The organism is Planctopirus limnophila DSM 3776 (genome assembly GCF_000092105.1).
In the GTDB taxonomy this organism is placed as follows: domain Bacteria; phylum Planctomycetota; class Planctomycetia; order Planctomycetales; family Planctomycetaceae; genus Planctopirus; species Planctopirus limnophila.
This window is the reverse complement of the sequence record NC_014148.1, coordinates 4752360-4774155: the sequence shown is the minus strand read 5'-3', so window position 1 is coordinate 4774155 and position 21796 is coordinate 4752360. Positions and strand designations below refer to the sequence as shown.

Sequence of the window (21796 nt, the reverse complement as noted above, 5' to 3'; positions counted from 1 at the left end):
AATTCGAAGTTCTGAAGATCGCTCGCCTTCTTGTGCCATGCTTGCGGCTCACAAAGAAGTGCCATGCTTGCGGCTCGGAGCAAGCATGCGTCACAGACGCCTCCACGCGGCTATGAATTCTGGGAGGTCCATCACAAAGTCCAAAAGTGCTCAGTGAGCAAGATTTCATCATTTCCTTGCGACAGCCTGCGCTCTAAAACTGATCGAGTACGATAAATCGAAGTTGTCCAGGGTGCATGCAGTCCTCGGAATGCACCAGAATTTCCTTCCCCTTCATGCTCGAAGACAGAGCTGGTGCATTCGCATGCACCCTACCAGACACCCGTGAGGCCGCCATGCTTACCCGTCGCACGTTTCTCCAGAGTTCGATTGTCGCCGGCGGTTCACTGGTGGCGGGTGCTCCGCTGGTGCTGCCCGCACGGCTATTTGGTGCTCAGGCACCGAGTGTGCGGGTGCGGGTGGGGTTCATCGGGACGGGCAATCAGGGGATGGGGCTGCTGAAGCGGTTTCTAGCCGCCGAGCTGGGGGAAGTGGTGGCCGTTTGCGATGTCAACGAAGGGAGCTTCGGCTACAAGGAGCCGGACCACTTCTACGGCCGCCTCCCCGCGAAGCAACTGGTCGAAGCCGATGCGAAGAAGCGGATCAAGAGTGGCGTCGTGCCAACCTGCGAGGCTTACGCCGACTTCCGCAAGCTGCTCGACCGGCAGGATATCGACGCGGTGGTGATTGTGGTGCCAGATCATTGGCATCGGATCATCAGCGTGATGGCCCTCGAAGCGGGGAAGGATGTTTATTGCGAGAAGCCGCTGACGTTCTCGGTGGCAGACGGTCGGCCATTGATCGACGCTGTCCGCAAGCACAAGAAGGTTTTTCAAACGGGGAGCCATGAGCGCTCGAACCCGGTGAGCCAGTTCGTCTGCGAAGCGGCCAAAAGCGGGAAGATCGGCACACTGCAGAAGATCGTCACCAAGGTGGGCTACAACAACAAGGTGGGGCCGGGGCCGGGCTGGCAACCCATGCCCGTCCCGGCAACATTCGACTATCGCGCGTGGCTGGGGCCGGCACCGGAGGCGGCGTATCACGTTGACCGCTGCCTCTATCGCTTCCGGTTCCACTACGACTACTCGGGCGGGCAGATCACAAATTTCGGGGCCCACTGCAACGATATGGCTCACTGGGGGATGGACCTGGATGTGGGCGGGCCGACGGAGATCGAATGCCTCGATGCCAAGTTCCTCCCCGCAGGAAGCCTCTTCAATACGGCTACCGAGACCCGCTTCCGTTGCAAGTACGCCAACGGTGTGGAACTCATCTGTGAAAGCGGCCCCGAAATGGTACAGACTCGCTTCGAAGGAACCACCGGCTGGCTGCAGACCGGCTATAAGGGGACCACCGCCTCCGACCCCTCGCTCCTTAAGGATTGCCCACCCGCCGCCAAGGGGACGAACGACCCGCACTCGGCCCATCTGGCGAACTTCGTGGAGTGCGTGAAGACGAGGAAGGAACCGCGGGCACCAGTCGAGGTGGGGAACTCGTCAGCCGTCCTCTGCCACATCGCCAACGCGATGATCCGCCTCTTCCCGGAAACCGGCCCCGTGGTGGCCAAATGGGACGCCCAGAATGAGAAATTCATCGACAACGACGAGGCGAACAGGATGCTGATCCGCGAGGAGCGGAATCCGTGGGGCTAGGGACAGGCGTTTGATTTTATGTAGGGTGCATGGAGTCTTCGGAATGCACAATTGCTCAACGTATCATAAAACTTGTTTGGCCATTATTCACCACCTACGCAAAAACTCAGTAAGAGCTCACAATTAAATGAAGATATCACAAGTTCGAATACAGAATTTCCGCTCATTTCGTGATGAAACTGTCCATTTTGACAATTACACGTGTTTTGTCGGGTCAAACGGATCTGGAAAATCGACAATACTAATGGCCTTAAATGTATTCTTTCGGAACAGCTCCTCAAGTGTCACCGACGTTGTAAATTTGGGTGCCGAAGACTTTCATCATCGAGATACTAGCAAACCCATAGTAATAACCTTGACATTTACTTGTCTCACAGCTGAGGCAATAGACGATCTCGGATTATACTACCGACAAGGGCAGTTAACGATCTCAGCAAAAGCCATATGGAATGAAAAGACATCGTATGCGGAAGTTCGCCAATTCGGCCAGCGAATGGTTATGGAAGACTTTTCTCCATATTTTAAAGCCGACGAAGAAGGTAAAAAAGCCGCAGAGCTAAAACAGATTTATGATGACATTCAAAAGACCTATTCAGAATTACCAAATGCTACGACAGGACCAAGTCGTGTTGCCGCACTTCGAGCATATGAAGAATCCCATCCAGAATTATGCAGCTTGATTGAATCGGCGCATCAATTTTTTGGGTTCACCAAAGGATCAAATCTTCTCTCCAAATACATTCAATGGGTTTATATTCCCGCTGTAAAAGAGGCATCAACAGAACAAGAGGAAGGAAGTAAAACAGCGCTCGGTCAGTTGTTTCAGCGTTCCATCCGAACAAAGGTTAGTTTTAAGGAGTCGATTGCACGGTTAAGAAATGGATTGGAAAAGCAGTACAGGGAACTGCTTGATAGTGAAAAATCCGCTCTTGACGAACTCAGCGGGAACATACAAGAACGACTACGTGAATGGGCAAATCCCAATGCGAATCTACAGTTATCCTGGTACTTTGACCCAAATAAAACTGTTGTGGTGCAGGAGCCAGTAGCGAGAGCATCATTGGGAGAGGATAATTTTATTGGCGAAGTTGCAAGACTTGGGCATGGCATGCAACGAGCTTTCCTCGTTGCGCTCCTTCATGAACTTGCGATGGGCGGTGGAGAAAGTGGACCAACGCTGATACTAGGCATGGAGGAACCGGAACTCTATCAACATCCGTCTCAGGCTATGCATATTGCGGATGTGCTTCAGGAACTGTCCGAGAGTGTCAGCACAAACTCACAAGTCATGATTAGTACGCATAGTCCATATTTTGTGAGCGCGAGGGGGTTTGAGAATGTGCGAGTGGTTCGAAAGCATTCACACGACAAATGCTCTTTGGTTGCGAGCACAAGCTTTGTTGAATACGAGAATGCAATTGCTAGCGCACTCGGGGCGAAGCCTGATCTCCCATCGGTAGTGATGACATCATTGGAACAGATCATGCAACCATCACTTAGAGAGATGTATTTTTCAAAATTTGCTGTTCTTGTTGAAGGAGTTGAGGATGTCGCCTTCATTGCGACTCACCTCAAAGTTACCAATCGATGGAGAGACTTTCGCAAATATGGGTGCCACTTCGTAGTTGCGATAGGTAAATCAAACTTGAGTAGGCCAATTGTCATTTCACAACAGCTTTGTATTCCATATTTTGCTGTTTTCGATACTGATGGAGATGACAAGAGTAATCGTAAAGGCCATGAGCGAGATAACAAGTGTCTTTTTGCTCTGCTTGGATTTCCAGATCATCCGTCGTTTCCGAAAGATATTGTTTTTAAGGATGAGTTTGTATGCTGGCCGAAATGTATCTTTGAGTCAGTCAAGAGTGATTTTGGTGAAAGCGTATGGGAGGCTGCGGAAAAGCAGGCACGTAAGAGGCGAGGGTATATCGATGGGGTTAGGCAGAAAAATACCATGTTGATTACAGCAGTTCTTGAGGAACTTAGTGAATCAGGAAAAGTCTCTAGCGTTTTGACAACACTCTGTGATCGAATGCTCGTCCGTGCGTCGAGTACACAATTCGTTGATCGAGTTCTGACACAATTGTGAATAGACGAAATAGGGTGAGTACGCAGAAGAGAAGCAGGATCCGTAGGTAACCAACGGTTGAGGTGCGGTGTGTCGATTGGCGCTGATGCTCCCTGTGATCGGGCTGGCGGTGGTGCTTGGTTCGCCTCTTTACATCAGTACAAAATGGGTGGGGCATGCTGATCTGAGAGTGCGGTTCGCCGTGGTCGATGCGGCGACCGGTGAGCCGATCCCCGGTGCGATGGTTCATATCCGGGCGGAGCGGGGTGGGCTTTGCGCCGATTGTGAAGCCCGTGAATTCACACTGACGACAGACAGAAACGGCCACGCCGAGGAACTCGTCACACAGTGTCTCACCTTCGGCTCTCGCAGTCATTGGGAGAACACCTGGTTCATCCATCTGCCCTCGTGGCGGTTCCAAATCACTGCCGACGGGTTTGAGTCGCTGCCGGCAACCACTCTTAGCGAATCCGAATACATGCAACTGGCGGAACGCGGCTATCCCACCGCGCAGCTCACGGTGCCGGTCAAATTGCGGCGCATCGAAGAGTGAAGTCCCTGTGATTGGTGTCGCGGGTAAGTATTATGTAGGGTGCATGGAGTCCACGGAATGCACCAGCTATAATGGATGGTCCAATTGGTGCATTGGCATGTATCCTACTTTTGAAGATATCGCAGGTAGTGGTGGGCGGAACATGGTCCACATAGCTGACCCTACGACTACTACTACGGTGCTCACGAATTCTTGTGGATCATGCCCGGCTCACTTTTGGGGATCACCTTGCAGGTCAGCTTGACTGGTTTTCGGGCGTGGCCTTTGGCATCGAAATAGAACGTCATTTCATTCTCGGCCCGGTCACCAATCGCTTTCCGCTCTCGCAACGAGTTCAGTGAAGGGGCACCAAACCATAACGTCACCTTGAGCTCTCCATAAGGAGGGATCACAGCCGGTAGATCCTCGGCATGGAAGCAACCCAGGCCGCACGCCTCGTCGGCACCCACGCAGCGGATGGGCTGTGAAGTGGTGTTTCTGATCGTCAAGACCGGCTGCACCTCCGTCCCTTCGACAACCTCTCCCAGATCCAGCACAGACTGGATCACCACAGGTGGCGTTGTCGGCCAGAACAGACAGATCGCCACAGCAGTGTCGATCCCCGCCAGACATACCAGCAGAGTCCCGAACTTCATCTTGGATAGCAAAAACATCGTCTTCCCTCTGTATCACAAACTGCCGTGTGGCACGTCCCTGAAGGCTTTGCGAAAGGGCGTGGCCTTCCATCAAGTGACGACCAATGCCCACGCCCTTCCGCTGTGTTTTGATTTTTTGGGCCTTCCGGGTCATGCTACCCCCGATACGGAACGACTCTATTAACTTACACCACTCACTCGATCCCCACTTCACCACCTGCCCGCGTGCTCCATGCCGTCAACACACCACGATCTGTCGAAACAGAAACTCCACGCACCGATCCATCGGCAAATGCCATATGGACCACTCCACCATGCCAGCTCCACCAGAACAATCGATCCGAAATCGTCTCCTGCCGCTCACGCAACCCACCGGGATATAACTGATCGTCGATTGTTCCCGGCAGGACCGTATCGCCAATACCAAAGGGGCACCTTTGCTCCACACCGGCGCCACCCCATTTTCCCCATTGCTGCACAACACCTCGCTCTCCCAAAAGCAGAGTCTGGCTGGTGCCATCGGTCACGTCCCGCAATCGGCAATTGCTGTTTTCGTAGAGTAATCCGCTTTGGATCGGTGCCTTCCCCGCCTCTCGATCATACTCGGCACATTGCCAGGCATAATTTTTCGAAGTCGCCATATTGGTGCCGGAAACTCCCAGGTAGTTATTGCTACCCCACGGCCCTTCATAATAAGGTCGATCCCAATAGACAGGCTGCCCTGCAGCAGGATCGGAAACACACTGCAGAATCTTCAGTTGCTGGCTCGTGAGCGGGCGATGGTCGTGCTGGCAATCGAGATCGAAATTGAATTGCGCGTACATCACCCCCTGATCGATATCCGGCAGGATCATCACGGTCCACGGAAAGTGCTTCGTGAAGCGGATCGCCCCCCGGCCGGGAACATCCCGCGGCGGCCTGACATCATCAATCTGCGTTCCCGGCGGCAGCACCTGGTGCCGCTCGTGATAGGTATGCAGAGCCAGTGCCAACTGCTTCAGATTCGACCGGCAGGCCGTTCGCCGGGCCGCTTCCCGGGCCATCTGCACAGCAGGAATCAACAACGCTATCAGTAACGCAATGATGAAGATGACGACCAGCAGTTCGATGAGTGTGAAACCGGCTCGCACCGAGTCTCCTCGCTTTCGGCTCCACGTTTTTAGAGTCTTCATACCAGTCTCTCCCGCCGACGTTTGAACCACCATGCCAGCCCGATCAACACACAGGTGATGACACCGCCATAGATTCCATAGACCGACCAGGATGTCGGCGGTGGCAAAGGGTCGATCTCCAGGGTTTCGGGGCGGATCCCGTAAGGTTCTGGCCTGAAGTCGGATTCCCGCACCTCGCCGAACTCTACCCTGTCGATAAAGTATTCGTCGCTATAGTTTGGTTCCCCATAAAGCTTATCACGCTCCTTGCTGCTCCAATTCTGGGTGACAACATGGGTGGGGAACACATCACGACCAAAACCCGCCCGGTATTCGTTAACGATCCTGACTCGATGCCAGGCAGGGGCCGCCTCTTTTCCGGGAACCTTTTGGCTACCTGTCGCTATGTAATCTGATTCGACGACGCGATAGTTGTGGGCGGGGTCAAGATCAGCCGTGGCCTCGACCACATCCGACACGATCTGTTTCTTTCGCACATCTGTCATTTCGCTGTGTGTTGCAATTGACATACGCACTAATCCCGAAGAAAGCTTCTCGAACGCAACCGGGCCGACGGTGAACTTATCAACTGTCCAGCCGAAGGCATTGGTGTTCCTGGGAGGTTGGGCGAACAGGCCGCTCGATTCGAGGTGGCACATCGTCGTCGAAGACCAGGCATGTTCGGACATTGTCCAGCTCATGCGCCGTTGCCACATCTCCAGCTTCTCGCCATCGATCGACAGCGTGGTGCGACGCAAGCGATCCAGCACCCGCACTCCGTCGACTTCTTTGTAGAGCCGACGGAGTCCGAATTCAAATTGTGGTGTCACGATCCGCACTGAGAACGGATCTTTCATCAGTTTCACGTCGTCGACCACATCGGCCGTTGTCGTCAGGTCGGGCACCTCAAACGTGTGAAACTTGAAGTTCCCATCGAGGTGCCAGATCTTCGTGATCTCGGTGAACGGCGGCTTCCACCCCGGCCGCGCCTGCCTTAACCAGACAATGCTGTTGGACCGCTGCCGGCGAATGCGTTCATGCCCTGCGACAACCCGAGCCTGCCAATCGACTCCTTCTTCTGCAAAGAGCGATTGCGACTCTTCCCCTGCGGCCATGACGATCATAGCCACCAGAACAAGTACGAGTCGTCGAGACAGGCATTGATGGTCACATCGACTCAATAACATGAAGGTATTTTCCATGGCAGAGACCTCGTCGTTCCCTAACGCGATACATAGCGAGTACTCATGCCATCGACTCTCGCCGACGTTTAAACCACCACATGAGGCCCAGGAGTGCATTGACACCCAACAGCCCACAGAGCCAGGGCCACCACCATGCGGCCGGTGGAGTTAGGGGGTCCTGCTCAATGAGCGAAGCGGGCACTCCGTACGGTTCCCCGCGAAAATCGGCCGGTGTGACAGTGCCAAACTCCACCTTGTCGATAAGGTATTCATAGATGGCGAATGGCGTCGTGTTCAATCCATCCTGACTTGTTGCCTGCCACTCCTGGGCTAAAACTCTTTTCGGAATAATTCCCTGACCAAATGAATCACTATATTCGTTTTCCACTCGGAATCGACACCACCTGTCTCCCAAATTTCCCTTCTGTGGTACCCACCTCCATGTTGATGTCATATCTGATGATATGACGCGATAAGAATTCATCGGATCGAAATCTACGCTGGCTAGTACGTCATCCAGGATCTGCTTTTCCTTGCGGCCATTCAACATCTCGGCATGAACTGAAAAATTCATTCTCAACACCCCAGTTGGCAGCTTATCAATCTGGAGTGTTTTGCATTCAAAAGACAACATTTTCCAATCGTAAGAGATATAGCTCGTTGACGGTTCATTAAAGAAATTCTGCGAATTCTTTCCACAGAACGTAGTTGCCCCCCATACATGCTGCGCCAACATTTCCTGCATTCTTTCCTGCCAATAATTCAATTGTTGGGCCTCGATAGTTGTTGCCGATAGAATCAGCGGTCCAGGTTGGCGTTGGCCGTTAACAATTGTGGGCTTTTTGTGAAACGAAAATTCGTATTCTTCTGTGGCAACCCTTACTGCATCAGGATCTTTCTCCAATCTTGTGTCGTCTATCATAATGTCTGGAGAAGGGGCACCAGGTATTTCGAGTTGATGAGTTTTAAACTTCTCGTCGATATTCCATATCTTTGTTGCTAGAACTGCAGGCGACCTTTTTGATCGCTTCATATATCGCAGACTGATTAGACTATTGTTACGAATCTCACAAATATTCTTATGGCCTTCCACGATCTTTTGAACATAGGCGTCTGTTATTCCATCTTCTCCATGACATTTAGAGGAATGCGTAAATGACATTAGGCAGCATGAAGATAAAACAAGTACGAAGATTTGCCTGGTCATTAGCTGACTGAGTATCATTTGCATAGTTGTTTTCATACACCAAAGAATCGAGAAGTGATCATCGGTTTTACGACACAAGTCTGAGAATAGATTGAAAGCATCTAGTTACCTTGCAGATTCTCTTTTGCTGCCTATGTGTTAATTGGGCAGCACAGGCGATGTTCGGTAACACCTCGCATCGCCTGTACCACCATTCTGGAATCTTTCGGTCATAGAAAAGCTATCTGAACCATTTACTGGTTGTGACATTGAAGACGCGTGGGAATGGAGCCCACACAGAAACATTGCGTCAGGCAATAGCCAGGACCAAATGAATTGCAGGGTTCGCCATTTTCGTTTGGAAGTGTGACGCAGTCACAATTTCGCGTACATTCTGGAACGAGACCAATTGTACCTCCCTCATCCCCACCCTCTTCATCGATGGGGTCTTCATCCGCATAGGCAGCCGGTAATGCCAGAATGGCGGCAAGCAGGATCGCTGCCAGATTAAGGCCCATCACTGTGCTTGTCACAAAACGCAAACAAAGATTCATCGCGCACTCCTTCAACCAGGGAAACTATCGCGGAGTGGTGACACACCACTCCGACCTCGCATCGAGGATTGGGAAAGGTCTGTCTCACTCGCCCCGAAACTCGACCCGGCACGTCAGGCGCGGCGTGGTAGGGGCATCGGTGAAGAATGTCAGTGTCTGTGTCCCCCGGGCTGTTTCACTCAGCCGCAAGGGGATGCGCAACGTGCCGAAGGGCTCAATCGTTGCCGGTAGTGACGTGGCGGTCGCACAGGCGCACGACTCTTTGGCACCCAGCACCTGCAAAGGCTTCCCTTGCAGATTTCGCAACGTCACGAAGGGAGCGGGATAATCGACCACGTTCATCGGGCCTGTCTGGTCGGGGGCAAGTATTTCCACCGGCACCACGAGAACTGTCGGCTCCAGTTGCACTGCCTGACCATGCAGCCACATGCGGGCCGCCGTCACGCCACCTGTCCGCCAGGCGGTGACGATGGCCAACGACGGGATGATGGCGGGTGGCACCACCCACACCCAGATGGATCCTGCCCACAGGGAGCGGTGCCTGGTGACGGTCTGGAGTCTGGAGTCTGGAGTCTGGAGTCTGGAACAGAGGACGCAAGCATGAGAGTTTCCCGCTGCCGAAGAATACGTGCAGTCGAGAGCGCACTTACTAACTTGGCCAGAACTCCATCCTATGTCAACAAAAATCTTAGTGAACTGATTTATGGACAGTTACAAACCGAGGGATTCTGGCGATCCATCACTTCACCTCGCTTGCGCTGCGGGTGGCTTTTTTCTTAAGGCGGAGTTCGCTTCCCGTAGGGCTGTATTCGACTTCATCGAAAAAGCTGCGGATCAGCAGTAAGCCCCGGCCTGATGGGCGTTCCAAATTGGCAGCCGCTGTCGGATTGGGCAGGGCCTGTGGATTGAAGCCCGGCCCTTCATCGCGAATCAGGAACTCCGCCCCTTCGCGGGATAACTGCATCTCAAAATCGACATGCCGCTCGTGATAAGGGGATAAATGCCGGCGGCTTTCGGCCAGTTCAAAATAGCTCTTCGTGGCACCGGCATCGCGCAGAGCCGAACTCACTTCGAGATTGCCATGAAAGATCGCATTATCAATCGCTTCATGCAGGCCGATGATCATGCGGGTAATGTCGGCCCGTTCGAACAGACTCGTCAGCTTGAGTTCGTCTTCCACCCCTGCCAGAACTGCAGGCGTCAGCGTGGGATCATTCTCCAGTTGATACTGAAAATGAGCCCGCACGAGGGCTTTGCGAATGCGCTTCTGCCCCGTCATGCGTTGCAGTAAGCCGTAAGTATTCTTAAGTGTCTGCGGCAGATCCTGTTCGAGTAATCGTTTACGGATGTAGCTGACTGCTCCGGTCTCTAAAGCCTGTAGGGCACAGATTTCTTCATTGCGCGAAAGCGAGAGGACAATCGGAACCTGCCGCTGATGCTGATGCAGCCATTTGATGAATGACATGTCGTCGGCATCAGTCCGCTTTTCGGGCATATCGGTCACCACGAGATCAGGTGGTGACTTCTGGCAGGCCTGAATCGCTTCGACAGGGGTTTTCGTGATCTCGACTTCAAAACCCTGTTCGGCCAGCAATCGGGCCATGCGGCTGGCTTCTGCCAGATTGTGTTCCAGAAGAACAACCCGTTGCATAGTGAAGATTCCCGAGTTGATGATCCAGGTGGTCGTGGTCGATCTGCCTGCAGGCCACAGCAGCAGGCGTGTCTGGCACTTGGTCTGGAAACGATATGCCATGCGGGCCATGCGGTCGATAGGAAGACGTCAAACCTTCAACGACAATTCATCTTTCCGACAGCACGACGGGCAACAGCCACACATCACGAGTCAGTCGCTTCGTATCGGAAGCAGCCGCCGGCTGAAGGGAAATTGTGGCTACAAACCGGCTTTGGCCACAACGGCCTTCATCTTTTCCAGACCGGTCTTCACCACCTGATCGGCTGGCAACTGCCAATAGCTGCGATTAAAAAGTTCGAGCGATATCGCACCCCGAAACCCGCTGTTTTTGAGAATCGTGAGAACTTCAGTCAGCGGGCAGATGCCATCGCCGGGATAAACACGATGTTCGTCTTTGATTTCCGAGCGTGGTGGTTCGGCCGGATAATCATTGATGTGGAAGCACTGCATGCGGTTCCCTGCAAAGGCTCCCAGGCCACCGAATTCGGAGCCACCTTTGTAAATGTGATAGGCATCCAAGAGAGCCAGGGCATTGACATCGCCGCACTGGGCCAGCAGATAAGCGACTTCGCCCAGCTTATGCAACGTTTTCGAGAAGCCCCAAAGTTCGAGTTGTGGCCACACGCCTTCTTCGCGCCCTACTTGCACAAGTGCGGCAAACCGCTCGGCCAGCACATCCAGATTCATATCGGTTCGATCGGTCACACCCACAGGAGGGGCGGCAATTCTCGATCCCCCCAACGCCTTCACCAGCCTCATGCACCGGCGGGCTTCATCCAGCCCCTTCTGCCGCTGAGCCGGGTCGTCGACTAAAAAGGCGGCAAACCCAATGGCACTCTCGACCGTCAGGCCTGCATCTGCAATGCGCTTCGAAAGATCAGGGAGTGAGCCACCCTGCTGCTGGTAAGCATCGATTTCGTTAATCCAGGGCTCGATCCCATCGTATCCCGCATCGCCAACGAGCTTGATCTCTTCGACGATGGGCAGCTTCTGGCCACGTATCGTGCTCGTATTGAGACAATAGCGAAACGGTCGCCCCTGCTCGATCGCCGCCTGGGCAGGCTGGCAGGAGAGTGCGGTTGCAGCGGATAGTCCGGCACCCAGCGTTGTGGTCGCAATGAATTCACGTCGTTTGAGCATGGTTAAATCGTCTGCAATCAGGAATTCCGTCGGGCATTATTTGTCGGCCCTGAGGGAGTTGGCCAGGAAGTGGTTGTCATGACCTGCTCGATGGAGTAACGTCATGACGCATCGAAAATCATTGATTTAAACGATAAAGCTTCACCGACCGATTTTCACCTCTGAAAACTGGTCGCATGTACTCCCTGCCGATTTTGTCACCAATAACACGGTTCCCAATAACACTGTCACCAGATGAGTCTGTTATTCGCTGGATCTGTGACTGGCAGAGTCTATTGCCTGACATCGATGATTGAGAATTGGCCCCAGCCTGGAACACTCACACACTCCACGAAACTTCACGCCGACGAATCTCTCCCGATAACTATCAAGCCTTTTCGTTAACACCAAGGAATCGCACCATGGAATTCAACCGACGATTGTTTCTGGGAACATTAGCAGCCGGTTATGGTGCGCTGCGATTGGCTTCTTCGAGCACGGCTTTGGCGAGCAATGCCAATCTGGCAAACGAAACTGCCGCTGCACAACCCTCAGTGGCGGGCCCGCGGATGGTGACTGCCGCCAGCAAGTTCTTGCAATCCCTCACGGACGAACAACGGGCTCTCGTACAGTTCGCTTACGATGACCCGGAGCGTCTTAACTGGCACTTTATCCCCAAGCCTCGCAAAGGGATCAAGTTGCGCGCGTTAACAGGGCCTGCCCGCAAGGCCGCCTTTGCGTTGCTGAAAAGCGGCCTCACCGAGACGGGCTACGATCAGGCCATCAAGATCATGAGTCTCGAAGAAGTTCTCTTTTTGTACGAGGCTGGTGATCGCGAAAAACGCCGCGAACGTCGCGATCCAGAACAATACCACTTCAGCATCTTCGGTACCCCCGGCATGGGAGCATGGGGTTATCGCATCGAAGGTCATCATCTCTCGCTCAACTACACACTCGATGGCGACCGGATTGTGGCCACCACACCCGAGTTCTATGGCTGTAACCCGGCTACCATGGAATCTGTTCCGGGGCGCGTTTTGAGGGTGCTGGGCAACGAAGAAGACTTTGCCCGTCAGGCGATCACTCTGGCCAGTGAATCCGGGCGTGCGAAAGCCACGATTTCGCAGGAAGCTCCCAAAGATGTTGCCGGGCCGGGAGCCCCTCAACCTGTGGTCGAAGCTCCGATCGGAGTGCTTCTCCCCGAACTGGGGACGGAATCCGTCGAAAAAGTGCGAGCTCTCGTGGGCGAGTATCTGGCGAACATGCCGGAAGAAGTGGCTCAGCGACGACTCGCCGAGATTGAGCGTTCGGGCTGGGATCAGGTTCACTTTGCCTGGTGGGGTGGGATCAAGCAGTATCAGCCGCACCATTATCGCGTTCAGGGGCCGACGTTCATCATCGAATACAACAACACCCAGGATGGTGCTAACCACATTCATTCGATGTGGCGGGATGTGCGGGGAGATTTTGGTAAGTCGTTGACGTAACAGTCGATGGCACTGGAACTAAAGTCTTTTGCTCGCAGGGATGATGAAGACCTGAGAAAGTGGCGATCGGCGAAAGTGATTCAGGCTGTTTCTGCTGGCAACTCCCGATTTCACTTGGAGTTGCGGCGAAATGGCCCGCTCGCTTGGCTTGACGCTTGCCCTATCAGAGTTTTATGCTTTTACCGATCTTGTGGGCATGTGCGCCACGAGTGCGCTGTCGTATTGAGACAGCATTCTCTTCAGCGATGAATTAAGCTCCATGAATTCTGAACCATCGATTGAATCTCAACTGCAGGAACGTGAACTCGGAAAGCTCCTTCTCAAGTCGAGTGGCTTTTTCGAACGCTTTGGCCTGACACTCGTGGCTGTTCTGGTTGCCATCGTGATCGGGTCGATTGGCTACATTGTCTATTCGACCAATCAAACCGCCCGGCTCGCAGCCGCCTGGTCTGACGTGGAAGGGACGACACTTCCTGCCGATATGGAAGCATTGGCCGAGCGTTATGCCGGCACACCGCCCGGTGAATGGGCCCGCTTGCGCGCCGCTGAACTTCGCTTTGACGAAGGGATGCTGCAGGTGAACCGCAATCGCGCTGCCGCGAACAGCGAGTTCAAGGAGTCTCAGGTGGGGTTCGAGAAGGTGCTGGCAGAAAACAAATCGGCCAATATCCTGCGTGAGCGCGCTCTTTTTGGTCTGGCCCGCGTGCTCGAAGCCACTTCCAATGCCGACACCAAGCCTGCCATTTCCAAGTACGAAGAACTGGTGAGCGAATTCCCTCAATCGATCTTTAAGCCGATTGCCGATGAACGGATCAAGGCCCTGGCGACTCCCGAAACCAAGAGCTTCTACGAATGGTACAGCCAGCAGAACCCCAAGCCCGAATCACCGGCCCGTCCTCGTGATGGCTTAGGTGGTGCACTCGGTCTTCCCGGGCTCGACCTGCCTGGCATGACTCCTCCTGCTTCGCCAGCGGGTGGCAATTCATCGCCTGTCAAGTCGACGGATTCACCCGTTAAATCGACCGAAGGCGATATTCCGCCCGCCGCTGCACCTGCCACAACCGATACTCCCAAAGAGCCCGCGACTCCCAAGGATGCCGGTACTCCAGATCCTGCACTTCCTCCCGCACCATCGAAGCCCGAAGCGGCACCAGCCAAGCCCGAAACTCCAGCGGCTGAAAAGCCCGCCACTCCCGAGGCTTCCACCAAGCCAGCAGACAGCCCCGCGATTCCGCCACAGCCATAATTTTCCAGTTGCTGCATATCGCCAGGCTGGTTGATTGATGGTCTCTGGTTCAAGACCTGGGCTGCTGATCTTCAGGTGCTACACCCTGGTCTCAGCATGTGGTATTCTGGTGTGTGATCTCAGGCCCGGCTGACGGGCCTGTTCTATTTGTTTGATCGTTCTTTTCTGATCGTTCTTTTTCGGCCCACTGGCCACCCACGAGATTGCCATGAACGAGCCTTCGATTTTCGGTCTCGATGACAATCCCGCTCTGGTGCTCACCGTCGAAGCTCGTGCTCACGGCTGGCGAATTGACCATTATCTCAGCCGCCTGTATCCCAACTTTAGCCGGGTGGCATTTCAGCGCACCATCGAGGAGGGCAAAGTCCTCGTCAATGGCTTGCCCGTTAAGATTTCACGCCGCCTGCGCGTCAACGACGTGATTGAGTTCTCGCTCCCTGCTGAACCCGATCAGCGCGTTCAGCCCGAAGATATTCCGCTCGATATTCTTTACGACGACGAATATCTGTGTGTGATCAACAAAACTGCCAACATGATTGTCCATCCCGGCCGCGGAAACTATCGCGGCACGTTAGCGGGTGCTTTGCAGTTTCACTTTGACAGCTTGAGCGATGTGGCCGGCCAGTACCGTGCGGGGATTGTCCATCGACTCGACCGCGATACGAGTGGTGTGCTTGTCGTCGCCAAAGACAACACGGTGCACCAGCATCTCAGCCGCCAGTTTGAAGAGCGTTCTGTCGAGAAAGAGTATCACGCCATTGTCTGGGGTGAGATGCAGTTCGACGCCGATTATGTCGAAACGTATGTGCGGGTCAGCTTCCGCAATCGAGAGCGGATGATGGTCTGCCCACCGGGCGATAACGCGAGGCAGGCCGCTACTTTTTACGAAGTCCAGCAGCGATTTCGCGGCTTTACGTATGTGAAACTTCAGCCGCAGACGGGGCGCACGCATCAGTTGCGCGTCCACATGCACCACCTGGGTCATCCGATTATTGCCGACCGTCTGTATGAAGGGAAAACCTGCGTCAAGCTGTCGGACATACTTCCGGAAACTCCTGAAGAAGCCGATGAAACCTTGATCGACCGACAAGCCCTGCATGCCCGCCGCCTGGCCTTCAATCATCCGGTGACCAAAAAGCGTATGGTCTTCGAAGCCCCCTTACCGGCCGACTTCCAGAAGACTCTCGACACACTCAAAACCCACGCGATCAAGCCCAAAAAATCACCCTCGTCGAAGCTTCGCTAAGGTGTGTTTACAGAGCTCTTGTGAGCCCTGTAGGGTGCAAGGAGTTCCGACGGATTGCACCATCTTCTGCTCTATCGACCCCAAGTACAGTTTCGCCGTGCCAGGAATAGTCACGTTTAGTGCTACCTTTAAGAAACTCTTGTAGCAATAAAAGAACTCCACCATTATTTTTTGCGTTTTGTAGATCGACCGGGAATCGCGAGGTGTTTTTCAACTTCTTTATCAATGGGTTCCCAGATCCGCCTAAAGGAATCGATTTCTGGCTTGATCGCATTGGGCCATTGGATTCCCTCATAGACTCTGGTTGTCAATACACGATCGTTGTCGGACACCGATAATTCATAGATCGGAAAGCCGTCAACACACCCATTGTAGACAGGCTTTAATAGAGCCAGTACTTCTTGGCATTCTCGAATTCTCGCATCAGGAAAATCAATTTCAAACGACTGTTCTCTGTCGACTCCTTGATCGCGCCAAGAAGCCTCTATAATCGCTGTGCCGTTTGCAGCCACTAGAACCCAGCCGAGAAGATGAGTCGTCCTCCCGTCAAAGTGTCTTGCCAATAAGTGCATTAAACACTCCTGTTTGCCACTACGGGATTTCTGTGACCATCAGTTCGATACAGAGGGCTGAGTTTGCGTGTATTCGATAATCCAGTCCTCCGCATCATCACCGAAATCTTTATTCGTCGCCTGTCGCAGCATGCCAATCATCTGCCGCTCAGCCAAGGATCGTGTTCGTTCAACAACCTGACTCGACGGTGACCCAACAGTTTGTTTGGTTCCTGGAGGGTAGTAACTGCGGGTGTAATCCAGGCAACTGATGATCGCTGGAACGTTCGGAGGCATCTGCTGGCTGGCTTCTGAGGCCTGATCAACCATCGAAGAAAAGATCATCGTCTGCTCATTGGCGAACGAAATCTGAATCGATATCCAGACGGACGCAGCTTTCGTCCATACGAAAGCGACAGTAATGACGACCATGTATGCCGCTATGATGACCCGTAAGGGCTTCATGAGTTGTCACCAGAAAGACTTGATTCTCATAGATATCTGCTCAAGTCATACAGTGATCTTGTTGCCATGCTGAGTCAATGATGTTAGAGGGGGGCTTTTGCTCCTTCACCATACGGAGCTCACACCTTCATCGTTGTGAGCGAGCTTCTCCCATGCCCCTTTTCTTCTCTAATCTCCCGAACTTCGTGGTGTACATCATCTTCGACATTCTCAACCAGCTAACAAAATCGCGAAGCTTCCCACTTCAGCGCGGCCACTCAACTTCCAAACCACACTCTCAAAAACTCATCTCCACAGGTGTGACGACGCCCGATTGCAGGTCGTAAACGCCGCCGGCGACAATCAGTTCTTTCTTCTGCACGAGTCGTGAAATGACCGGGGACGATTCCGCAATCAGCATCGCCTGATTCTTCACGTTCTCCCGAACGGCCACTTCCACATCTCCTTTGGCAGCTTTGACGGCTGGCCGAATGTACTGGAACAAGCCGCTGATCTGCCCGGGAACTTCCCGACCCTCCATCGTGGCTGTTACAGCACCACATGCTGAATGCCCCAGCACATAGATCACTTTCGAGCCCAGGATCTGTGCTCCGAATTCCAGGCTGCCGATGTTCTCACTCGAAGCAATATTCCCGGCAATTCGAGTCACGAACAAATCGCCGAATCCCTGATCAAACACAATCTCAATAGGAACTCGAGAGTCGGCACATCCCAGGAAAGCGGCAAACGGGCTCTGCTTGCGAGCGACAGCCTTGACTCGATCCAGATCTCGATGGGCTGCCATCGATTGCCCGCGACTGAAACGTTCGTTGCCGTGATAAAGAAGATCGAGTGCTTCTTGTGGCGTCGTGGGCATAGGGACTTGCATTGGCTCTTCTCCCAATAGGGTATTCGCATTCATGAGACCAGATCCTACCATACCACAGCCGCAGGCCGTGGCCGTCATTTGCTTAAGCCACATGCGCCGGGAAGATGTTCGGGGGCTTGTCATAGCCGCTTCATTGGCGGCGTGCCGAGAGAACTTTTCAGACATATTTATCTCCTCGGATCACAGAGACGGGACTGAGATACGCAATGACCGCAAAGTGCGGGAAGTATTCGTCAGAGAGGATGCCGAGCAGCTTGTCGGCCACTTCGGGCGAGACTACGCATTCGAGCTTCATGTTTTCACCCAGGAGCTCACCCACACGCCGGTGACGTGAACCCGAGCCCGAGCACTCCGTGATGGTGTATCCTTTCGCACCAGCCCGTTCGATCTCGGTAATCAAACGCTCGCGGAGCAATCCTTCACCAATAATTGTCAGCAAAGTCAGAGGGACAGTATGCACAATGAAACTCCTGGTTTGTCGTGTCTGAGGACTGAAGAACATCGGCTGGATCAAGAGGCTTTGATCGTGCCTTACTGATGCTCAACTTTCTGGATCGACTCGACAATGTTTCTTTTCCATAGACTTCAGACTCTGGCACACATCTTCCTGGCAGCCTGTGCAACAAAGATGTCTCTTCAACTTCCCCCGGCAAGCATCCGCGCCAGTTGGAAGTAAATCGGGATCCCCAGCACGATGTTAAAGGGGAACGTGATGGCCAGAGCAGCCGTGAGATACAACGTGGGGTTCGCCTCAGGAAGTGTCATACGGACAGCCGGTGGGGCGGCAATGTACGAGGCACTAGCCGCCATCGCACCAAGCACTGTGGCACCACCAATCGACAGGCCCGCCCAATGTCCGAGAAAGACACCCAGGCTTCCATGCAGTATGGGCATGATCATGCCGAAGGCCAGGAGGAACAATCCTGTCGATTTGAGATCGCCCAGCCGGGCACCAGCCGCCAATCCCATTTCGAGCAAAAATAACGTCAGGGCCCCTTTGAACATCCCTTCAAAGAACGGTTTGACAGGTTCGTAGCCTTTTTCGCCCATCACGAAGCCGCAAGCGAGCCCTCCCACCAGCAGAATCATCGAGCGGGCCGTCAACACTTCGTGCAAGACTTCTTTGAGTGGTCGGCGTTCAACGGGTGGAGAACCATCGGCCCGAGGCTGGCTGGCCAGGCGTGCTGTCTGGACCGCTCCAATCCCTAAAGCGACATGAATCCCGGGGCTTTCGAGCAATGTCAGCAACGTGGGCATGAAGCCTTCTGCGGGAAAACCAAGCGTTTGGACGAACTGCTGGGCAGCAATAAACGTGACGGCAGAGACCGAACCGTAGTGAGCAGCAATCCCTGCCGAATCCGCAATACTGAACCTGCCGATCCGACGAAGAACGAGGTACGCTGTGCAGGGAGTGATCACCCCGAGTAAAAGTGTGACGACTGCCGGCCAGGCGAGTTCGGCCATCGACGCATGAGAAAGTTCAACGCCCCCTTTTAATCCCAGTGCGAGCAGCAGATAAATCGAAAGCGAGGCGTATAATTCGCGGGGCAACGACAGTTCGCTGCGGATGATCCGGGCGAACAAACCCAGCACGAATGCCAGCGAGATCGGAGAACACAGGTTGATTCTCAACACTTCCAGCATGAAACTGCCATTCCTTTCGAGAAGAGTCAGGAAGAGAGATATAAACACGAAGTAAGTTTCGTGTATTTTTAGTCGCGTAATTAAGTTCTTGCAAGATCTCGTGCAAGTTTTCTCGATTTTTTTACCACCACCTTTTGATGGGCCGGCTTATGGCACCCAAACAATCTGCTTCCACCCCTTCGCCCTCTCCCTCGGCATCAGGGCGAAAAGTGCGGGCAGCAAGCTCTGCCAGAAATCCAGGTCAAGAAAAGACGAGCATGACCAAACTGGCTGGAGCGAAATCTTCAACAGCCAAAGTTGTGGGCGAAGAATCCAGAACGGTTGCTTCGGCGAACTGGACGTTCATGACCAATCACACCCACGTCCTGCTGTCGCTCTATCGGCAACCCGATCAAAGGCTGCGCGATGTCGCGGTGGCGGTCGGAATTACCGAGCGCATGGTGCAGCGCGTGGTGGCAGAACTCGTCGAGGCCAACTACCTCATGATCACCAAACAGGGCCGCTGCAACCGCTACACCGTCAATGCCAGTCTGCAGTTGAGGCATCCCCTCGAGAAGCATCACACGATTGGAGAGTTACTCGATCTGCTCAGTCTGGATCCCGGTGACGACAAAGCCTGATCCTCAATTTTGAGCTGCTGATTTGCCAGTCCCATCGAGAGAAAGAGTTCATGGCCCGCCGATCTTTCAAGCCTTTGTCGGCAGATACTCTCCTCAATGAAGCTCACGAGCCTGTCTTCATGGTCAGTTCCGATCGTCGGCTGATCTATCTCAATCAGGCTCTGCTCCATCTCGCTGGCTTTGCGAAAGAACAACTCCTTGGAGAATCGCTCGATTATGTCAGCACGGGCGATACCAGCTCACCCGCAGCGCTTCTCGCTACGCTGGCACCACCGCCCGATCTTCCCGCCCCGGGCGAAACAGTCGTTTCGGCAGTCTATCTCCCTCGCGTCGGCATGCCTCCTCTGGCCACACGCATCACGTTCTGGAATCTCGGCAACCAACCAGAAAACAATCCCGTGATACTGGGAGTGGTTGGACGAATTCCTCAACCACCGGTGATCAAGCCAGGGCTGGCGCAGACACTCCATGCCGAGTTGGCAGCTGCCCGGCTCAAATGGCGACACGAAACGACAGATGACTCACTGGTCGGTCACGCACCACTTTTCCGCAAGGCGATTCATCAGGCCGAGCTTGCCGCACGGAACCTGGCGCCCATTCTGATTGTCGGTGAAAACGGTACCGGTAAGGAACATTTCGCCAGAAGCATTCATCAGCGCAGCTCGGTGCAACGCAATGCCTTCGTGCCACTGGATTGTCAGATTCTGACAGAAGCCATGCTCCACGAAGTGATTCAGCATGCCCTCGAATCAGTACCGTCAACAACAGGGACCGCGACACTCGGGCCGGGAACCATCCTCCTCAAATCGATCGATGCGGCTCCAAGGTCTTTCTGGCAACAGCTCGAACAGTTCCGGAATACATCGATGCACCGTACCGAAATCCCCATCCGCTGGATGGCCACATCCCGGCTCAATTCCCGGCAGTTGCTCAAGCGAGAGATCTGTGATCAACAGGCTCTGGTGGGAATTTCGACCATCGAAATCGAATTGCCACCCCTGCGTGAACGAGGTCGAGATGCCTTATTGATCGCTCAACATCTGCTGGAAGAGCAAAACCGCCAGGCCCCTCGACAACTAGCAGGCTGGTCGCCGGAAGTGCAGCGATTGATCGGTGAATACAATTGGCCCGGCAACATCGCCGAGCTCAAACGGTTTGTCACCGAATCGCGTGAGCGCGCCCAGGGCTCGATCATTCAGGTCCACGATCTGCCTCACTTCTGGCAGGTCGGTCGTGATGCTCAAAGTGTGCCACCACCCCGACCTGTGCAGATCATGCCTCTCGATGCGGCCCTCGAAGCCTTTGAAAAGGAACAGATCAAACAGGCCCTCGAGGCGGCTCGCGGCAATCGCTCGAAAGCAGCCGATCTCCTTGAAATCCCCAGGCCCAGGCTCTACCGGCGCATGGAGCAACTGGGACTGGGAGAATCGGAAAGTTAAGCAGCCCGTGCGACCCAACTTTCACTGGAAACGGCAGACAAATTCGTTCACGGGGCCTGAAAGCCCATGACGAGAAATCGAGGCAGATCGAGTGGCGTCGTCAGCTTGACGGCGGAAATGCAGTCATAAGCAATCAGGACTTTGCGAGCCCCCTGGCTGTCGGGGGTTTCCCGCTCGACAAGCAGAATGCTACCCGAAATCATAAAGGCCTTGAAGGGGACGGTTTCGTTGTAGTTGGTGACCAGAATTCCTGTACGGGGAATGGTTTCCGGCCAGTTCTCAAACAGATTTCGCCAGCCTTCACCAATCGACATCGCGTTCTCCGATCACCGCCACACACGTTTGCTGTCAGTAAATTCGTCTACCGAAGAGCGATTCTGTGCGGTTTCCCTCAAG

22 protein-coding genes are annotated in these 21796 nt (G+C 53.9%); 8 read left to right on the top strand and 14 right to left on the bottom strand.

The features are described from left to right. Positions 1-335 precede the first annotated feature (335 nt). The 3 genes from PLIM_RS19090 to PLIM_RS19080 all read left to right on the top strand — a co-directional run bounded on the left by PLIM_RS19090 (position 336) and on the right by PLIM_RS19080 (position 4312). Positions 336-1691: a Gfo/Idh/MocA family protein gene (locus tag PLIM_RS19090; protein WP_013111955.1), complete on the top strand. Its 1356-nt coding sequence runs from the start codon at positions 336-338 to the stop codon at positions 1689-1691. 127 nt (positions 1692-1818) lie between these two features. Further along, on the top strand, positions 1819-3780 hold the full coding sequence (locus PLIM_RS19085) for an AAA family ATPase (RefSeq protein ID WP_013111954.1): 1962 nt from the start codon (positions 1819-1821) through the stop codon (positions 3778-3780). 76 nt (positions 3781-3856) lie between these two features. Next, positions 3857-4312 carry a carboxypeptidase regulatory-like domain-containing protein gene (locus PLIM_RS19080; protein ID WP_148227188.1) on the top strand — a complete coding sequence of 152 codons (456 nt, stop codon included), beginning with the start codon at positions 3857-3859 and terminating at the stop codon, positions 4310-4312. Between the two features lie 182 nt (positions 4313-4494). Here the strand turns inward: PLIM_RS19080 and PLIM_RS19075 are convergent, their stop codons facing one another. The 8 genes from PLIM_RS19075 to PLIM_RS19040 form a co-directional block, all read right to left on the bottom strand. Then, positions 4495-4965: a hypothetical protein gene (locus PLIM_RS19075; protein WP_013111952.1), complete on the bottom strand. Its 471-nt coding sequence runs from the start codon at positions 4963-4965 to the stop codon at positions 4495-4497. Positions 4966-5141: 176 nt separating this feature from the next. Further along, positions 5142-6119 carry a DUF1559 domain-containing protein gene (locus tag PLIM_RS19070; protein ID WP_013111951.1) on the bottom strand — a complete coding sequence of 326 codons (978 nt, stop codon included), beginning with the start codon at positions 6117-6119 and terminating at the stop codon, positions 5142-5144. Next, a complete protein-coding gene (locus PLIM_RS19065; protein WP_148227187.1) occupies positions 6116-7285 on the bottom strand; it encodes a hypothetical protein in 1170 nt (389 codons plus the stop codon). The genes PLIM_RS19070 and PLIM_RS19065 overlap by 4 nt, the downstream gene beginning before the upstream one ends. Positions 7286-7343: 58 nt before the next feature. Continuing rightward, positions 7344-8513, bottom strand: a complete 1170-nt coding sequence (locus tag PLIM_RS19060) for a DUF4381 domain-containing protein (RefSeq protein ID WP_041402257.1) — start codon at positions 8511-8513, stop codon at positions 7344-7346. Between the two features lie 209 nt (positions 8514-8722). Then, positions 8723-9022, bottom strand: a complete 300-nt coding sequence (locus PLIM_RS19055) for a hypothetical protein (RefSeq protein ID WP_013111948.1) — start codon at positions 9020-9022, stop codon at positions 8723-8725. A gap of 84 nt (positions 9023-9106) precedes the next feature. Continuing rightward, positions 9107-9532 carry a hypothetical protein gene (locus PLIM_RS19050; RefSeq protein WP_013111947.1) on the bottom strand — a complete coding sequence of 142 codons (426 nt, stop codon included), beginning with the start codon at positions 9530-9532 and terminating at the stop codon, positions 9107-9109. Positions 9533-9761: 229 nt separating this feature from the next. Then, positions 9762-10775 (bottom strand): ATP-binding protein, encoded by a 1014-nt coding sequence (locus PLIM_RS19045; protein WP_196349484.1) that lies wholly within the window; start codon positions 10773-10775, stop codon positions 9762-9764. A 138-nt stretch (positions 10776-10913) separates the two neighbouring features. Then, positions 10914-11855: a sugar phosphate isomerase/epimerase family protein gene (locus tag PLIM_RS19040; protein WP_013111945.1), complete on the bottom strand. Its 942-nt coding sequence runs from the start codon at positions 11853-11855 to the stop codon at positions 10914-10916. 401 nt (positions 11856-12256) lie between these two features. Between PLIM_RS19040 and PLIM_RS19035 the strand changes: the two genes are divergently transcribed. The 3 genes from PLIM_RS19035 to PLIM_RS19025 all read left to right on the top strand — a co-directional run bounded on the left by PLIM_RS19035 (position 12257) and on the right by PLIM_RS19025 (position 15813). Beyond that, on the top strand, positions 12257-13321 hold the full coding sequence (locus tag PLIM_RS19035) for a DUF3500 domain-containing protein (protein ID WP_013111944.1): 1065 nt from the start codon (positions 12257-12259) through the stop codon (positions 13319-13321). Positions 13322-13580: 259 nt separating this feature from the next. Further along, positions 13581-14567, top strand: a complete 987-nt coding sequence (locus tag PLIM_RS19030) for a hypothetical protein (RefSeq protein ID WP_013111943.1) — start codon at positions 13581-13583, stop codon at positions 14565-14567. A gap of 208 nt (positions 14568-14775) precedes the next feature. Then, complete coding sequence (locus PLIM_RS19025) at positions 14776-15813, top strand: RluA family pseudouridine synthase (RefSeq protein ID WP_013111942.1); 1038 nt, start codon at positions 14776-14778, stop codon at positions 15811-15813. A gap of 164 nt (positions 15814-15977) precedes the next feature. Here the strand turns inward: PLIM_RS19025 and PLIM_RS19015 are convergent, their stop codons facing one another. The 5 genes from PLIM_RS19015 to PLIM_RS18995 form a co-directional block, all read right to left on the bottom strand. Then, a complete protein-coding gene (locus PLIM_RS19015) occupies positions 15978-16385 on the bottom strand; it encodes a hypothetical protein (RefSeq protein ID WP_013111941.1) in 408 nt (135 codons plus the stop codon). A 39-nt stretch (positions 16386-16424) separates the two neighbouring features. After that, positions 16425-16829 (bottom strand): hypothetical protein, encoded by a 405-nt coding sequence (locus tag PLIM_RS19010; RefSeq protein WP_013111940.1) that lies wholly within the window; start codon positions 16827-16829, stop codon positions 16425-16427. A 277-nt stretch (positions 16830-17106) separates the two neighbouring features. Beyond that, the gene (locus PLIM_RS19005; protein ID WP_013111939.1) at positions 17107-17862 is read right to left on the bottom strand and encodes a carbonic anhydrase; all 756 of its coding nucleotides are present in this window, start codon (positions 17860-17862) and stop codon (positions 17107-17109) included. Next, on the bottom strand, positions 17855-18157 hold the full coding sequence (locus tag PLIM_RS19000; protein WP_013111938.1) for a P-II family nitrogen regulator: 303 nt from the start codon (positions 18155-18157) through the stop codon (positions 17855-17857). Before PLIM_RS19000 ends, PLIM_RS19005 begins: the two co-directional genes overlap by 8 nt. 176 nt (positions 18158-18333) lie before the next feature. Continuing rightward, positions 18334-19341 carry a sodium-dependent bicarbonate transport family permease gene (locus PLIM_RS18995; RefSeq protein WP_013111937.1) on the bottom strand — a complete coding sequence of 336 codons (1008 nt, stop codon included), beginning with the start codon at positions 19339-19341 and terminating at the stop codon, positions 18334-18336. Between the two features lie 257 nt (positions 19342-19598). Here PLIM_RS18995 and PLIM_RS18990 point away from each other — a divergent pair, with 257 nt between their 5' ends. Both PLIM_RS18990 and PLIM_RS18985 read left to right on the top strand, forming a co-directional pair. Then, a complete protein-coding gene (locus tag PLIM_RS18990) occupies positions 19599-19961 on the top strand; it encodes an ArsR family transcriptional regulator (protein WP_081440357.1) in 363 nt (120 codons plus the stop codon). A 50-nt stretch (positions 19962-20011) separates the two neighbouring features. After that, positions 20012-21400: a sigma-54-dependent Fis family transcriptional regulator gene (locus tag PLIM_RS18985; RefSeq protein WP_013111935.1), complete on the top strand. Its 1389-nt coding sequence runs from the start codon at positions 20012-20014 to the stop codon at positions 21398-21400. Between the two features lie 47 nt (positions 21401-21447). Here PLIM_RS18985 and PLIM_RS18980 read toward each other — a convergent pair whose 3' ends face one another. Further along, positions 21448-21714, bottom strand: coding sequence for a hypothetical protein (locus PLIM_RS18980; protein ID WP_013111934.1), 267 nt, complete (start codon positions 21712-21714; stop codon positions 21448-21450). Positions 21715-21796: the final 82 nt, after the last annotated feature.

Bases quoted from the DNA above. Each gene is read 5' to 3' on its own strand.
- PLIM_RS19090 (WP_013111955.1), top strand. From the start codon at position 336: ATGCTTACCCGTCGCACGTTTCTCCAGAGTTCGATTGTCGCCGGCGGT.
- PLIM_RS19085 (WP_013111954.1), top strand. From the start codon at position 1,819: ATGAAGATATCACAAGTTCGAATACAGAATTTCCGCTCATTTCGTGAT.
- PLIM_RS19075 (WP_013111952.1), bottom strand. From the start codon at position 4,965: ATGTTTTTGCTATCCAAGATGAAGTTCGGGACTCTGCTGGTATGTCTG.
- PLIM_RS19070 (WP_013111951.1), bottom strand. From the start codon at position 6,119: ATGAAGACTCTAAAAACGTGGAGCCGAAAGCGAGGAGACTCGGTGCGA.
- PLIM_RS19065 (WP_148227187.1), bottom strand. From the start codon at position 7,285: ATGTTATTGAGTCGATGTGACCATCAATGCCTGTCTCGACGACTCGTA.
- PLIM_RS19060 (WP_041402257.1), bottom strand. From the start codon at position 8,513: ATGCAAATGATACTCAGTCAGCTAATGACCAGGCAAATCTTCGTACTT.
- PLIM_RS19055 (WP_013111948.1), bottom strand. From the start codon at position 9,022: ATGAATCTTTGTTTGCGTTTTGTGACAAGCACAGTGATGGGCCTTAAT.
- PLIM_RS19045 (WP_196349484.1), bottom strand. From the start codon at position 10,775: ATGGCATATCGTTTCCAGACCAAGTGCCAGACACGCCTGCTGCTGTGG.
- PLIM_RS19040 (WP_013111945.1), bottom strand. From the start codon at position 11,855: ATGCTCAAACGACGTGAATTCATTGCGACCACAACGCTGGGTGCCGGA.
- PLIM_RS19035 (WP_013111944.1), top strand. From the start codon at position 12,257: ATGGAATTCAACCGACGATTGTTTCTGGGAACATTAGCAGCCGGTTAT.
- PLIM_RS19030 (WP_013111943.1), top strand. From the start codon at position 13,581: ATGAATTCTGAACCATCGATTGAATCTCAACTGCAGGAACGTGAACTC.
- PLIM_RS19025 (WP_013111942.1), top strand. From the start codon at position 14,776: ATGAACGAGCCTTCGATTTTCGGTCTCGATGACAATCCCGCTCTGGTG.
- PLIM_RS19015 (WP_013111941.1), bottom strand. From the start codon at position 16,385: ATGCACTTATTGGCAAGACACTTTGACGGGAGGACGACTCATCTTCTC.
- PLIM_RS19010 (WP_013111940.1), bottom strand. From the start codon at position 16,829: ATGAAGCCCTTACGGGTCATCATAGCGGCATACATGGTCGTCATTACT.
- PLIM_RS19005 (WP_013111939.1), bottom strand. From the start codon at position 17,862: ATGTCTGAAAAGTTCTCTCGGCACGCCGCCAATGAAGCGGCTATGACA.
- PLIM_RS18995 (WP_013111937.1), bottom strand. From the start codon at position 19,341: ATGCTGGAAGTGTTGAGAATCAACCTGTGTTCTCCGATCTCGCTGGCA.
- PLIM_RS18990 (WP_081440357.1), top strand. From the start codon at position 19,599: ATGACCAAACTGGCTGGAGCGAAATCTTCAACAGCCAAAGTTGTGGGC.
- PLIM_RS18985 (WP_013111935.1), top strand. From the start codon at position 20,012: ATGGCCCGCCGATCTTTCAAGCCTTTGTCGGCAGATACTCTCCTCAAT.
- PLIM_RS18980 (WP_013111934.1), bottom strand. From the start codon at position 21,714: ATGTCGATTGGTGAAGGCTGGCGAAATCTGTTTGAGAACTGGCCGGAA.